Origin of the sequence: Nonomuraea sp. B19D2, from assembly GCF_040137845.1 — a bacterium.
In the GTDB taxonomy this organism is placed as follows: Bacteria; Actinomycetota; Actinomycetes; order Streptosporangiales; family Streptosporangiaceae; genus Nonomuraea.
The window spans coordinates 67,644-80,801 of sequence record NZ_JBEFAK010000039.1 but is presented as its reverse complement, the minus strand read 5'-3'; the positions used below and the strand labels follow the sequence as shown (position 1 = coordinate 80,801).

The window sequence follows — 13,158 nt, the reverse complement described above, 5'->3', positions numbered from 1 at the left end:
TTCGGACCAGGCACCACAGGACTACTCTTATGCGCACAATTCCCCTCCGCCTTGCCGCGGTGCTGCTCCTTACCCCGCTACTCGCCGGCTGCTTCTCGGATGGCTCCGCCGGCAGGGGCGCCCGCTCCGAGCAGCGCATCAGAGTCGCCCTGGCCGTGCCACCGGCCCAGGCCCTCTCCCCGTACAGCAACGACGCCACGGTACTGAGTAAGCTCTCCGTCATCGAGGGCCTGACCAGGCTCGACGCTGACGGCACCGCGAAGCCCGCACTCGCCGCTTCCTGGAAACAGACTGACGACACCACCTGGACCTTCGAACTACGCGACGCCCAATTTCAGGACGGGACGAAGGTCACCGCCGAGGCCGTCGCGAACGCCCTTGCACACGCCTCCGATGCCGAGCCGGCACCGCGCGTGCTGAGCGACATCGAGCTGACCGCCAAGGCGCAGGACGCCCACACCGTCGTTCTCACCACCGGCACCGTCGACCCCGTCCTGCCGCTGCGCCTGGCCTCTCCCGCCCTGGGCATCCTCGCCCCGAAGGCGTATGGATCCAACGGCGCCGTCAGCCCGATCGGCACCGGCACCGGACCCTTCAAGATCACCAAGCTCAGCGGCAAGACCCAAGCCACCCTTGACCGTTTCGACGGCTACTGGGGCGGCAAGGCCAAGGCCGCCGGCATCGACGTCTCGTGGATCGCCGACGGCACCGCTCGCGCCAACGCCCTGCGTGGCGGATCCGTTGACATCGCCGAGTGGATCCCCACCTCCCAGGCCAAGCTCCTTGCACCCGGAACCCTCCACGAGGTCCCGTCCACCCGAACCGACAGCCTGCTGCTCAACACCGGCAGCGGTGTCTTCAGGGACGCCGCGATGCGCGCCGCCGCCCGCGAGGCCGTCGAGCCCGCCGCGCTCGTGGACAGCGTCTTCGGCGGCTACGCCGAGGCCGCCCAGGGACTGTTCGGCCCGGCCATCTCCTGGACCCGGGACAAGCACGTCACCGTCGAGCACATCGTGAAGGCCGCCACCGCCGAGCAGGTCAAGCAGCAGACCGGCGGCAAAGCCATCACACTGGCCACCATCACCAATCGCACCGAGTTGCCCGAAGTCGCCAGCGTGCTCCAGCAGCAACTGGAGAAGGCCGGATTCACCGTGAAGCAGGACGTCCGTGAATATACGCAGATGGAGGCCGATCTGCTCGCAGGGAAGTACGACGCGCTGGTCTTCTCCCGGGTGACGCTCCTCGACACCGGCGACCCGGTCGCCTACCTGGCCAGCGACTACACCAGCAAGGGCTCCTACAACATCACCCGGCTCGTCGAACCGGCCGTCGACCGGGCCATTTCGGCCGCCGCTCAGTCCGGCGCCGACACGCGCCAGGACAAGGTGATGGCCGCCGAAGCCGCCGTCCTGTCCACCGACGCCGTCGTGCCGCTCATCCACGAAAAGGTCCTGCAGGGTATCTCCACCGACGTCGAAGGCGTCATCCTTGATCCGCGCGAGCGCTCCTTGGTAGGCCTCGACACCCGGCTGAAGTAGCGGACACGAGAGCGCCCTCACATGAGCGTCACCACAGCCGACTCGCGGCCCGGCACGCCCGTCGCCGGCCGGTCCCGCGGCTTCGGCGGCCGTTGGGCCGGGCTGTTCGGCGCACTGTTCGCCGGCGCCGGGCTGCTGACCGTCATCGCCCTGCTGCCCTGGATCTCCGGTACGGACGCGGCGCTCACCGTCCTGCGTGCCCGTTCCGGCGAGCAGGAGCCGTCCCCCGAGGCACTGGCCGCCGTACGTGAACAACTCGGACTGGACGCCGGTCCGGTGGCCGCCCTGCTCCACTGGCTGGGAGCTCTGGTACGTGGCGATGCGGGGACCTCCTGGGTCTCCGGCGAGCCGGTGGCGCCCGCCCTCGGCACCGCGCTCGGCGTCTCACTCACCCTCACCTCGGCCGCACTCATGGTCACCCTCACCGTTGCCGCGATGGTCTGCGCCCGGACACTGTGGCTGGGCGCCCATCGCCGGCTCACCCGCAACAGGGCAGGAATCGGCGCGGCGGTGGTGGCGGCACTGCCCAAGTTCCTGCTCGCGGCCGTTCTCTCCACCGTCCTCGGCGTGCACCTGGGCTGGTTTCCGCCATACGGCTGGGAGGGGCCGTCGTCGACGGTGTTGCCCGCGCTCGCCCTCGGTGTGCCCTCCGGTGCGATGATCGGCGGACTGCTCGACCAGGCGCTGCCCGCCGCGTTCCGTGAGCCCTGGACCCGTGCGGCGACCGCCAGTGGAATGCCGCCTGGCTGGATCATGCGTGCCGCCCTGCGCCGCGTGGTGCCCGGCGTACTCCCGCAACTGCTGCCCACCGTGGTCAGCCTGGCCGGGGGCGCAGTCGCCGTCGAGAAGATCTACGCAATTCCCGGCCTTGGCATGCTCACCCTCGATGCCGCCATCGCGCAGGACCTGCCCGTCCTGCAGAGCGGAAGCCTCGCCCTGATCCTGCTCGGCGCCGGCGCGGGACTGCTCGTACGCTCGGCACGACGCGCCATGCTCGGCCCCGCTCTACGCGACGGGGCGCTGCCGTCGCTACCCCTGCCCGGCCTGCATACTGGACGCGCGCTGCCGACCGTGGCCATCGGGTGCGCCCTGCTGCTCGCCACCGTCGTCGGGCTCGGGCTGTTGCGTGATCCCATCCAGGTGGACACCGCCGGGCGGCTGCTGGCTCCCTCGTACGAGCACCCGCTCGGCACCGACGCGCTCGGGCGTGATCTGCTCGCCCGGCTGGGGCACGGCGCACTCCGCACCACGGCGCTGGCCTTCGCCGTCACCGCCGTCAGTCTTGTCCTCGGTGTGCTCGCCGGACTGGCGCGCCAGGTCACGGCCGGTCTGACCGACATCGTGTCCACCTTGCCGGTGATCCTGGCGGGCCTGCTGGTCACCGCCGTAACCGGCCCGTCGGCGCTCGGCGCGGCACTGGCCGTCTGCCTCGTCGGGTGGAGCCCGTACGCCGCCCAGACCGCCGCGCTGTTGGAACAGGAACGCGCCGCAACCCACATAGCCGCCTCCCTCGCCCTGGGGGCGAGCCGCCGCCACCTGATCCGGCGTCATCTGTTGCCCGCCCTGGTCCCGCCACTGCTGCGCAATGCCCTGCTGCGGCTGCCGACCGTCGTCCTCGTCCTCGCCTCCCTCGGCTTCCTCGGGCTCGGCGAGCAGCCGCCCGTACCCGAATGGGGGCGGCTGCTGTCGGAGAACCAGTCATACGTGGAGCTCGCGCCGTGGACGGTCCTCGGTCCGGCCGTCGCGCTCTCCCTTCTGGCAGTGCTCGCCGTCGCGGCGACCGCACTGCTGAGTCGCGCCGGCCGACGAGCCTGAACCCTTTCTCTGGGCTGTATCGCGGCAAGAGCTCCGCCTGGCCGGCGGGGACGCGACAATCCACCGCCGGTCCATTCGCCGGACGCGTCACAGCCGAGTCTCCTGCCGCTCACCACCGACTCCGGCAGAAGGTAGCCGCCTTGCGGACTCAGTGTGGAAACCGCCACGAAACCTGTCAAGGCTACAGGCGAATCGGTTCGATCGGATGGGGGATGCCCGAGGGGCCTGTGTGCTGGTGCGTTCCGGTCTTGCCCCGCCGCCACGGGATGAACGTTTCATCACCTCGCCCGGTCGCGACAGTGTGATCGCAGCCGGTCAGGCCACCTCGGTGCGCGGCGGAACCGTTACGAACCGGGGGTGGCCCCTTGACGGAGGTTCCCAGATCATGTTTGCTCCGCCACACCACCACCTCAGCCGGGCCGCGTGGAAGGAGCACTGGTCAAGCTTAAAGCACGCTGTTAACGCTAACAGAGATAGCGGAGCCGTCGCCGGCATGCCGAATCAGGCCGGCCCCGACCGCGCCCACCATGGTCGCGGTACGGCATCACTCAGCGCGATCCAAGTCGCCGATCTTTCCCACAAGGAGGTCCACGTGTCCGCGACAGAGGGGACGGAGGGCTTCCTGCGTCCCTCACCGCCTCGCGACAAGCTCCCCGGATCCGCCGTGTGCAGGCTGACGTGATGGGGGCGGCCCGGTCGGCATCTATGCGACGCGCCCCTCCTGTGCAGCCGCATTCGGGTGCCCCGGGAACTCTGCTGCAAGCACTCTTTGACGAGAAGGCTGGAGATTAGTGTGTTAGCGCAAACAATGCCGATCGATTCGACGCGCTCGCTGACATCGGCGAGGTGTTGAGCATGCGTGCGTGGGGACGCTGGTGGGTCGCCGCGCTGATGGCCGTGGCCCTGGTGGTGGCGGGCACGGCGATGGGGACGGGGACCGCCGGTGCCGAGTCCAACGGCGGGGTGCGGGTCATGCCGCTGGGCGACTCGATCACCGAGGGCACGCAGGTGCCGGGCGGGTACCGGATCGGGTTGTGGCAACGCTTGGCCGCCGGCCGCTACACGGTCGACTTCGTCGGGTCGCAGTTCAACGGGCCGGGCAGCCTGGGCGACCACGATCATGAGGGCCATCCCGGGTGGCGGATCGACCAGATCGACGCGAACATCACCGGCTGGCTGCGTACGTACACACCGCGCACCGTGCTGCTGCACATCGGCACCAACGATGTCCTGCAGAACTACAACGTGGCCGGCGCCCCGCAACGGCTGTCCACACTGATCGACCACATCACCACAGCCGTGCCCAGCGCGGACGTCTTCGTCGCCACCATCATCCCGCTGTCCAACTCCGGCCAGGAGTCGGCCGGCCGCACCTTCAACGCGGCGATCCCCGGCATCGTCCAGAGCAAGGTGAACAGCGGCAAACATGTCCACCTGGTCGACATGCACAGCAAGTTGACCACCTCCGACCTGATCGACGGCATCCACCCCACCGCCGGCGGCTACGACAAGATGGCCGCCGCCTGGTACCAGGCGCTTCAGTCGGTACCGGGCAGCATCGGCCAACCGGGGGGCGGCACCCCTGGCCCAACCCCTGGTGCGGGTGCGATCAGGGGTGTGGGGTCGGGCAGGTGTCTTGACGTCTCCGGCGCCTCGCAGGCGAACGGCGCGCAGGTGCAGATCTGGGACTGCAACGGCCAGGCGAACCAGCAGTGGACGGCGACCGCGAGCGGTGAGCTGCGGGTCTACGGCGGCAAGTGTCTGGATGTGTACAACCGGAGCACCGCCGACGGCGCCAACGTCGTCATCTGGGACTGCAATGGCCAGGACAACCAGCGGTGGCGCTTCAACTCGGACGGCACCATCACCGCCGTGGGGGCGAACAAGTGCCTGGACGTGCCGAACTACTCCACCGCCAACGGCGTCAAGCTCCAGATCTGGTCCTGCAACGGCGCCGCCAACCAGCGCTGGACCCGCCTTGACGCATGACCTCCTTCCCGGGGGCCGGCCGTCCCCCGGTGGATCGCCCGGAGATCTCCCCGACACCCCGGTAGACAGAGGAATCAGATGCGCAGAATCCTTGGCTTGGCATTGGCGACGGTACTCGCAGCCGGCTTCGTCGTCGCGATCGGCGGTGCGACGTCGCCGGCCGCCGCGCTGGAGAACGGACTGGCCCGCACGCCCCAGATGGGCTGGAACGACTGGAACAGCTTCGGCTGCAACGTCAGCGACTCGCTGATCCGCCAGACAGCTGACGCCATGGTCTCCAGCGGCATGGCGGCGGCGGGCTACACCTACGTCAACATCGACGACTGCTGGTCCACCAGAAGCCGCAACTCCAACGGTGACCTGGTGCCGGATCCGCAGAAGTTCCCCAACGGCATCAAAGCCCTGGCCGACTACGTCCACTCCAAAGGGCTCAAGCTCGGCATCTACTCCTCGGCCGGAACCACGACGTGCGCGGGGTACCCGGCCAGCCTGGGCAACGAGCGGCGGGACGCGGCCCTGTGGGCGTCCTGGGGGATCGACTACCTGAAGTACGACAACTGCGGTGACCACCAGGGCCTGAACGGGCAGCAGCGGTACACGGCCATGCGGGACGCGCTTGCCGCCACCGGCCGTCCGATCGTGTACAGCCTGTGCAACTGGGGGCAGGAGAGCGTATGGACGTGGGGGATGCCTGTGGGCAACTCCTGGCGCAACACCGGCGACATCGCAGCGAACTGGAACTCGATCATGGGGATCCTGGACCAGCAGGTCGGGCTCGACGCGTACTCGGGCCCGGGCGGGTGGAACGACCCCGACATGCTGGAGGTGGGCGTCGGCGGGGTGACGGGGACCGAGGGCCGCGCGCACTTCAGCCTGTGGTCGCTGCTGAACGCGCCGCTCCTCGCCGGAAACGACATCCGCACGATGAGCGCCGATACGCGCACGATCCTCACCAACACCGAGGTCATCGCGGTCAACCAGGACTGGGGCGGCAGGCAGGGCCACAAGATCAGTGACAACGGCAACCTGGAGGTCTGGCGAAAGCCGATGTCGAACGGCTCGGTCGCGGTCGTGCTGCTCAACCGGGGCACCTCCACCTCGACGATCTCCACCACCGCCTCCGCCCTGGGACTGGGGTCCGCGTCCTCCTACTCGGTGCGCGACCTGTGGGCGCACACGACGTCCTCGTCATCCGGGACGATCAGCGCGTCGGTCCCCGGACACGGGGCGGCCATGTACGTCGTGACCGGAGGGGGCATCGTCACGCCCCCGCCCGCGGGCGCGATCCGGGGCGCGGGGTCGGGCAAGTGTCTTGACGTCCCGAACTCTTCGCAGGCCAACGGCACGCAGGTGCAGATCTGGGACTGCAACGGCCAGGCCAACCAGCAGTGGACGCAGACCGCGAGCGGTGAGCTGCGGGTCTTTGGCGGCAAGTGCCTGGATGTGTACAACCGGGGCACCGCCGACGGCACCAACGTCATCATCTGGGACTGCAACGGCCAGGACAACCAGCAGTGGCGCTTCAACTCCGACGGCACCATCACCGCCGTCGGGGCGAACAAGTGCCTGGACGTGCCGAACAACGCCACCGCCAACGGCACCAAGCTGACCATCTGGTCGTGCAACGGCGGCGCCAACCAACGCTGGACCCGCACCTGACCTGGCGAAGGCACCCCGGCCACGACGCCATGAAACCGCCGTGTGGGTGCACCGCTGTGGTGGTGCACCCAACGCGTCTTGTCCGCCCGGAAGCCCAGCGCCACCATGACCGGCGAGCGGTTGATCGGATCGCCCGCGACTGCTACGGGCATTGCTTGGCGGCGATCGCGTCCAGCCGCCAGTCCAGCCGTACCGTGCCGTGCAGGAATGCCTGCGTGAGTGCTCGTTTCGGCGGTGATGAGCTTGGCGCTGGGCACGGAAGGCATCTGGTCCCGCTCGTCCTTCGTGTAGCGGTAGTGAACGCCGTTGTGCTTGATCACGGCCGAGTCGATCACCGCTGACCGGAGACAGACAGCGCTCGTGCGGCGTGCTCACTCACAACGGTGGGCGGGGCAGCGGGCCCGGACAGCGTCGGCGGGCACAGACGTCTTTCATCCCTCCAAATATCGCAGGACAGCGGTGACCCTGCGGCTCACGCGGTCTGTCGGAGCCAAGTGGAGCTTGCCGAAGATGCTGCTGACGTGTTTGTGCACTGCGCCTTCTGTGATCAGCAGGCGCTCGGCGATCACGATGTTGCCGAGTCCTTCGGCCATCAGCGCGAGCACCTCTCGTTCCCTGGGGGTGAGCCGGTCCAACGGTCCACTTCGGCGGGTGAACAGCTGGGCGATCACTTCAGGGTCGATGGCCACGCCGCCGGCGGCTACCCGCTCCAGCGCGTCGAGGAACTCCTTGAACTGCCCTACTCGCTCCTTGAGGAGGTAGCCCACGCTACGGGCGCCATCGGCCAGCAGTTCGGTGGCGAACGCCTGCTCGACGTAGGCAGAAAGCACAAGCACGGCGAGCTCGGGGTGTGACCGCCTGGCCTCTACCGCGGCTTTGATCCCTTCGTCGGTGTGGGTGGGCGGCATGCGTACGTCCACCACCGCCACGTCGGGACGGTGCTCGGCGACCGCGACGAGGAACTCCTGCGGGTTCGAGACGGCTGCGACCACCTCGAGACCTTCGCCACCGAGCAGCATGACCAGGCCTTCGCGCAGCAGGGCGTCGTCCTCGGCGATCACGATTCGCATGGTAGTTCCACCTTCATTCTCGTCGGACCGCCGTGGGGGCTGGTCAACGTGAGGGAGCCGTCGTGGGCTTCGACGCGTCGGCGGATGCCGGCCAGGCCCGACCCGTCGCGTTCGTGCGCGCCTCCGGCCCCGTCGTCCTCCACCTCTATCCGGAGAATCCGGCCGTGTCTGGCCGTCTCCACCCGTACGCGGGTGGCCCCGCTGTGCTTGGCGGCGTTGGTCAGCGCCTCCGCGACCGTGAAGTAGGCGGTCGCCTCAACGGAAAGGGGCAGGTGCCCGAGCTCGCCGTCCTTCAGGTCGCAGGGGATGGGGCAGCCGGCGGCGAGCGCGCTCAGCGCGCCGGCGAGGCCCTTGTTCTCCAGGATCGGCGGCAGGATGCTGCGGACGACGCCGCGCAGCTCGGCCACCGCCTGCTCGGCCGCCGCCTGGACGCGGTCAAGTGCGGGGCCCACGTCGGCCACGTCACGTTCCAGCGCTCGCTTCGCGGCCGTGGCCATGACGACGACTGCGAGGAGCCTGTTCTGCGCGCCATCGTGGAGTGCGCGCTCGATCCGGCGTAGCTCGGCCGCGTGGGCGGTGAGCGCGCCGGCCCGGGTGGCGGTCAGCCGGGCGACCCGCTCAGAGAGGTCGACGGACGGGTGTGGGCTGAGGAGCCGCCGGCCGGGCAGGGACTGAAGGCGCGCGATCGGGCCACCGCACAGCATGCTGGCCGCCAGCCAGACGAAACCCGACAGGCCGACTGCGACAACGCCTGGCCAGGTATGCACGGCGATGCCGAGTGAGGAGCCGACCTCGCCGTCGGGCAGGAGGTGCCACCACAGGGGGAACGAGGCGTCGCGAAGTCCCATGATGGGCAGGATGATCCCCAGCAAGCCGAGCAGAAGCCCCAGCGTGCTGTGGATGGCGAGCCAGATCAGGTCGCGCCAGGTGGCCGGATCGGTGTGCCAGCCCTTGGCGGGCCTCGTGGCCGGATAAGGGCTGACCACCTGATCGCCCCAGCGACCCAGCCGGGCCCGCTCCCTTTCTGCCACGGCCCTGGTCACCGACAGCATCGGCCGCACCATCGGCAGGCCGATCCCGATCAGGCAGGCGGTTCCCACCAGCACCCAGCCGACCACCGTCACCAGGGCCAGCAGGGCCGTGCCGAGCCCACCCGCGAGGCGGTCCAGCGCCTCGAAGGCGTCACGCGTCACAGCGACACTCTAGGTGAGCCGCAAGGCGCGGACACTCCAGCCAGCTCCACCACGGTTGGCCAGCTGACAGGATCCCCTCGGCCGAGGCTTGTCCCTAAGGTCCCTCGATATGGACGATCCCTACCGCATCGAACCCCAAGGACGGCGGCGGCCCGCGCGACGGCGGAACGGCTGGGCTCTGCGCGCCCTGCTGTGGGCGATCCTCGTCATCGCCATATCCGTCAATATCGTCGCCAGCACGATCGGCCGTGGCAGCCTGCTCGTCGGACTCCCCTCCGGGCTGATCGCGGTCGCCTGCATCGCAGGCCTCATTGTCCACCACATCAAATCGGGCCGCCGATGAGCCAGACCGTCATCACCTTGGAGAGGGTCACCAAGACGTACGGCGACGTCCGCGCGCTCGGCGAGGTCACGCTCTCTTTCCCGCGCGGGAGGTTCGTCGCCGTGATGGGCCCGTCGGGATCGGGCAAGAGCACGCTGCTCAACTGCGCGGCGGGCCTGGATGCGCCTACCTCGGGCTCGGTGGTGATCGGCGGCGTGGACCTCGGCGGGTTGTCGGAGACCAGGCGGACCGAATTGCGTAGGAGGCATGTCGGATTCGTCTTCCAGTCCTACAACCTGCTGCCCGCACTCAGCGTGGAGGACAACATCACGCTGCCGCTGAGGTTGGCCGGGATGCGACCGGACCACGCCTGGCTGCATGAACTCGTGGAGCGGGTCGGCCTGCGTGACCGGCTCCGCCACCGGCCCGCTGAGCTGTCGGGCGGGCAAGAGCAGCGCGCGGCGATCGTGCGCGCCCTTGCCGCCCGTCCCGATGTGGTGTTCGCCGACGAGCCCACGGGCGCTCTGGACCGAATCAGCGCGGCGCGCGTGCTGGACCTGTTGCGGGAGTTGGTCGACGACCTGGGCCAGACCGTGATCATGGTCACGCACGACCCGGTCGCCGCCGCGCGGGCCCACCAGACGCTGGTCATGGTGGACGGGAAGGTGGTGGATGTGCTGCGCGCCCCGTCCGCCGACGATCTCGCGGCACGGCTCGCGGGGCTCAACGGCGAGCCGCGCATCACCCGGATCGGGGACCGCCCGTGATCAGAACGTCCCTGGCGTTGGCCGGAATCGGCGGTCTGGCCGCGGTGTTCTTCGCCGTGCTGGGCGGGATGGCGCTGGCCACCGCGGCCGGGGTGGTCGCGGAGTCGGGGTTGCGTTCGAGCGTCGCCACGCAGCGGCTCGGACGTGCCGACGTGGTGGTGTCGGCGAGGCAGTCCCTGCCGCGGAAGGAAGATCTGCCGGTGGCGTTGCCGGAACGCGCCGTCCTGCCGACATCCCTCATCGCCCGGCTTGCCCGGTTCCCGGGAGTGGCTGCCGCCACCGGCGACGTGAGCTTTCCTGCCGCCGTCATCCCGGATTCGGATGTGCCCGCGGTCGAAGGCGATCCGGCGACCGCAGGACATGGGTGGTCGTCGCTCGCGTTCACCGGATCGTTGCGGGCCGGCCGCGCGCCCCGCGATCCCGGCGAGGTCGCGCTACGGCAGGCGCGGCTCGGCCAGGAGGTCCGGCTGATGGTGGGCGGCCGGCCGGGCCGCTACCGGGTGACCGCGCTGGTCGACGCTCCCGGCCTGTACGTCGCCGACGCCACGGCGACCGAGTTGGCCGGCAGGACCTCCGGGCCACGCGCGAGCACTGTCGACCTCGTCATCCTGCGCCTCGCCCCCGGTGCGAACACCGAGGCCGTGGCGGCCGGGCTGCGCGAGCTCCTCGGCGAACGGTACGACGTCGCGACAGGACGGTTCATCGGCGACGCCGAATCGCCCGGCATGGCGGCCGCCCGGGAACTGCTCATCGTGCTGTCGGGTTCGATCGGAGGCATCAGCCTGCTCGTCGTCGGGTTCGTGGTCGGCGGCAGCCTGTCGCTGTCGGTCAACCGGCAGCGCCGCGACCTGGCTCTGCTCCGGGCCGCAGGTGCCACCCCACGCCAGGTCAGGCGGACGATCGCGATCCAGGCCGCCGTGGCCGCCACGGCGGCGCTCGCCCCGGGGCTCCTGCTCGGCTACCACCTGGCCGAGCGGTTCGGCGACCTGCTCGTGTCGACAGGCGCGCTTCCCGCCGCGCTGTTCCTCGTTTACAGCCCGCTCCCTGCGCTGGCGGCGGTGCTGCTGCTGGCGGCGGTGGTGAGGATCTCCGCGTGGGCCGCCTCGCTGCGGGTGTCGCGGGCGTCGGTGCCGGGAGGCTTGGCCGAGTCGCGGAGCGAGCCGCGAGAGCCATCGAAGGCCCGGACCGCCGTCGGCTTGCTCCTGATGCCGGCCTCGTTCGTCCTGTCGGTCATCCCGCTACTGGTCCGCACGGAGGCGGCGGTGATCGGCCCGGCGAACGCGGCCCTGCTGGCAGTGATCGGACTGGCGCTGGCAGGCCCCCAGCTGGTGCGCACGGTGACAGGTGCGCTCGCCGACCGGTTGCCCTCCCGGATTTCCGCCGCCGCCTGGCTCGCTGTCAACAACGCCCGAGGCTACGCGCTCAGGACAGCCGGTGCCGTCGCGGCCATGGCCATGGTGGTCACGCTCGGCCTCAGCTTCGTGCTCACCCAGACCACGATCATGACCGCCAAGGCCGACGAGGCCGCGCTCGGCCTGCGCGGCCTGCTCGCAGTTACGGCCGACCGCCTCGGCGGCATCCCTGACGGGCTCCTGCCTGACGTACGCGGTGTGCCCGGCGTGCTCGGCGCCGCGCCCGTCGCCACGACCACCGTGCTCACCCGTGAGTTCGCCTTCGGCGACGATCCAGGCCTTCAGGACAGGACCGCCCTTGTCCTCGGGCCCGACGCGCACGGAGTGGTCGACCTCGACGTCTCCCACGGCAGCCTCAGGGAGCTCGTAGGAGCCTCGATCGCCGTGGACGAGCACGTGGGCGCGGTGGGGGAGAGCCGCGAGCTCGTCATGGGCGACGGTGCGACGGTCAAAGCCCGTGTGGTGGCCACCTACCGGCGTGCGCTCGGCTTCGGCCCGCTGGTCGTCTCCCGTGATCTCGCTGCCGGTCACACGACGAGGGGGCTCGCTTCGGCGATCCTGATACGGCCTGCCGCCTCGGGCGCTCCCGACTTCGGCGACCTGCTCGCGCGCTGGCCCGGAGTGAAAGCGACCGAGAGTCCGCCGATCGCGCAAGCGGGCGCCTTCCCTGCCGAGGTCGTGGTGAACCTGGCGGTTCTCGTCGTCCTCCTGGGTTATGTGCTCGTCGCGGTCGCCAATCGGTTGGTGGCGACCACGACGGCCAGGCGGGAGGAATTCCGTGCACTGCTCCGCCTGGGGTCCACACCCGGCCAGCTCCGCAGGATGCTTCGCTGGGAGGCCGTGCTGACCGCCGGGGCCGCGGCAGGAGCCGGCGTGGCATTGGCCGCTGTCCCACTGACCACATTGAGCGTGAGCTTCCTCGGACGTCCGTGGCCCGCCGGGCCGTTGTGGCTGGCCCCTGCCTGCGTCCTGCTGGTCGCCGTGGTGGTCTGGCTGGCCACCGCCCTACCGGCCAGACGCGCATACACAGGCAGCCGCTGACGCGATGTGGTTGGTCGCCGGGCACGACACGTGCCGGCGATTCTCTCGCGAGGCGACGAGGAAAGGCCCGGCACATCCGAGCAGGCTGCGTTCATCGCTCATGAGGGAGGAGTCTTCATGTCTCTGGACAAAGGACGCTGGCGGGATCGGCTCGCCCACCTGACGGCCGAGCACGGCGTGCCCGGGGCCGCGCTGGCCGTTCATCACCGCGGCGAACAGCTGTTTATCGGTCTGGAAGGCGAGGACGGATCCCGACTGTCCATGCCGGCCAGGACCTGCGTCGGATTGAGGCGGAAGGCGACCTCTTCCAGCGCCGGCGGCAGCGCTCCCTCGGCGGGGAACTGCTCGAATC

At 69.9% G+C, this 13,158-nt stretch carries 9 protein-coding genes; 7 read left to right on the top strand and 2 right to left on the bottom strand.

Annotated elements, in window-relative coordinates:
- Positions 1 to 29: 29 nt before the first annotated feature.
- The 4 genes from ABN273_RS44845 (at position 30) to ABN273_RS44830 (ending at position 7,001) form a co-directional block, all read left to right on the top strand.
- Positions 30 to 1,538: an ABC transporter substrate-binding protein gene (locus ABN273_RS44845; RefSeq protein ID WP_349455686.1), complete on the top strand. Its 1,509-nt coding sequence runs from the start codon at positions 30 to 32 to the stop codon at positions 1,536 to 1,538.
- A 21-nt stretch (positions 1,539 to 1,559) separates the two neighbouring features.
- Positions 1,560 to 3,353: an ABC transporter permease subunit gene (locus ABN273_RS44840; RefSeq protein ID WP_349455685.1), complete on the top strand. Its 1,794-nt coding sequence runs from the start codon at positions 1,560 to 1,562 to the stop codon at positions 3,351 to 3,353.
- A gap of 855 nt (positions 3,354 to 4,208) precedes the next feature.
- Positions 4,209 to 5,342 (top strand): lectin, encoded by a 1,134-nt coding sequence (locus ABN273_RS44835; protein WP_349455684.1) that lies wholly within the window; start codon positions 4,209 to 4,211, stop codon positions 5,340 to 5,342.
- A 96-nt stretch (positions 5,343 to 5,438) separates the two neighbouring features.
- Positions 5,439 to 7,001 carry a lectin gene (locus tag ABN273_RS44830; RefSeq protein ID WP_349455683.1) on the top strand — a complete coding sequence of 521 codons (1,563 nt, stop codon included), beginning with the start codon at positions 5,439 to 5,441 and terminating at the stop codon, positions 6,999 to 7,001.
- Between the two features lie 431 nt (positions 7,002 to 7,432).
- Here ABN273_RS44830 and ABN273_RS44825 read toward each other — a convergent pair whose 3' ends face one another.
- Together ABN273_RS44825 and ABN273_RS44820 are read right to left on the bottom strand one after the other, a co-directional pair.
- Positions 7,433 to 8,071, bottom strand: coding sequence for a response regulator transcription factor (locus tag ABN273_RS44825; RefSeq protein ID WP_349455682.1), 639 nt, complete (start codon positions 8,069 to 8,071; stop codon positions 7,433 to 7,435).
- A complete protein-coding gene (locus ABN273_RS44820; protein ID WP_349455681.1) occupies positions 8,059 to 9,264 on the bottom strand; it encodes a sensor histidine kinase in 1,206 nt (401 codons plus the stop codon). Before ABN273_RS44820 ends, ABN273_RS44825 begins: the two co-directional genes overlap by 13 nt.
- Before the next feature lie 109 nt (positions 9,265 to 9,373).
- Between ABN273_RS44820 and ABN273_RS44815 the strand changes: the two genes are divergently transcribed.
- The 3 genes from ABN273_RS44815 to ABN273_RS44805 are packed head-to-tail and all read left to right on the top strand — an operon-like array spanning position 9,374 to position 12,806.
- Positions 9,374 to 9,607, top strand: coding sequence for a hypothetical protein (locus ABN273_RS44815; protein WP_349455680.1), 234 nt, complete (start codon positions 9,374 to 9,376; stop codon positions 9,605 to 9,607).
- The gene (locus ABN273_RS44810) at positions 9,604 to 10,353 is read left to right on the top strand and encodes an ABC transporter ATP-binding protein (RefSeq protein WP_349455679.1); all 750 of its coding nucleotides are present in this window, start codon (positions 9,604 to 9,606) and stop codon (positions 10,351 to 10,353) included. The genes ABN273_RS44815 and ABN273_RS44810 overlap by 4 nt, the downstream gene beginning before the upstream one ends.
- Positions 10,350 to 12,806: an ABC transporter permease gene (locus tag ABN273_RS44805; protein ID WP_349455678.1), complete on the top strand. Its 2,457-nt coding sequence runs from the start codon at positions 10,350 to 10,352 to the stop codon at positions 12,804 to 12,806. The genes ABN273_RS44810 and ABN273_RS44805 overlap by 4 nt, the downstream gene beginning before the upstream one ends.
- The last annotated feature ends 352 nt before the right edge of the window (positions 12,807 to 13,158 follow it).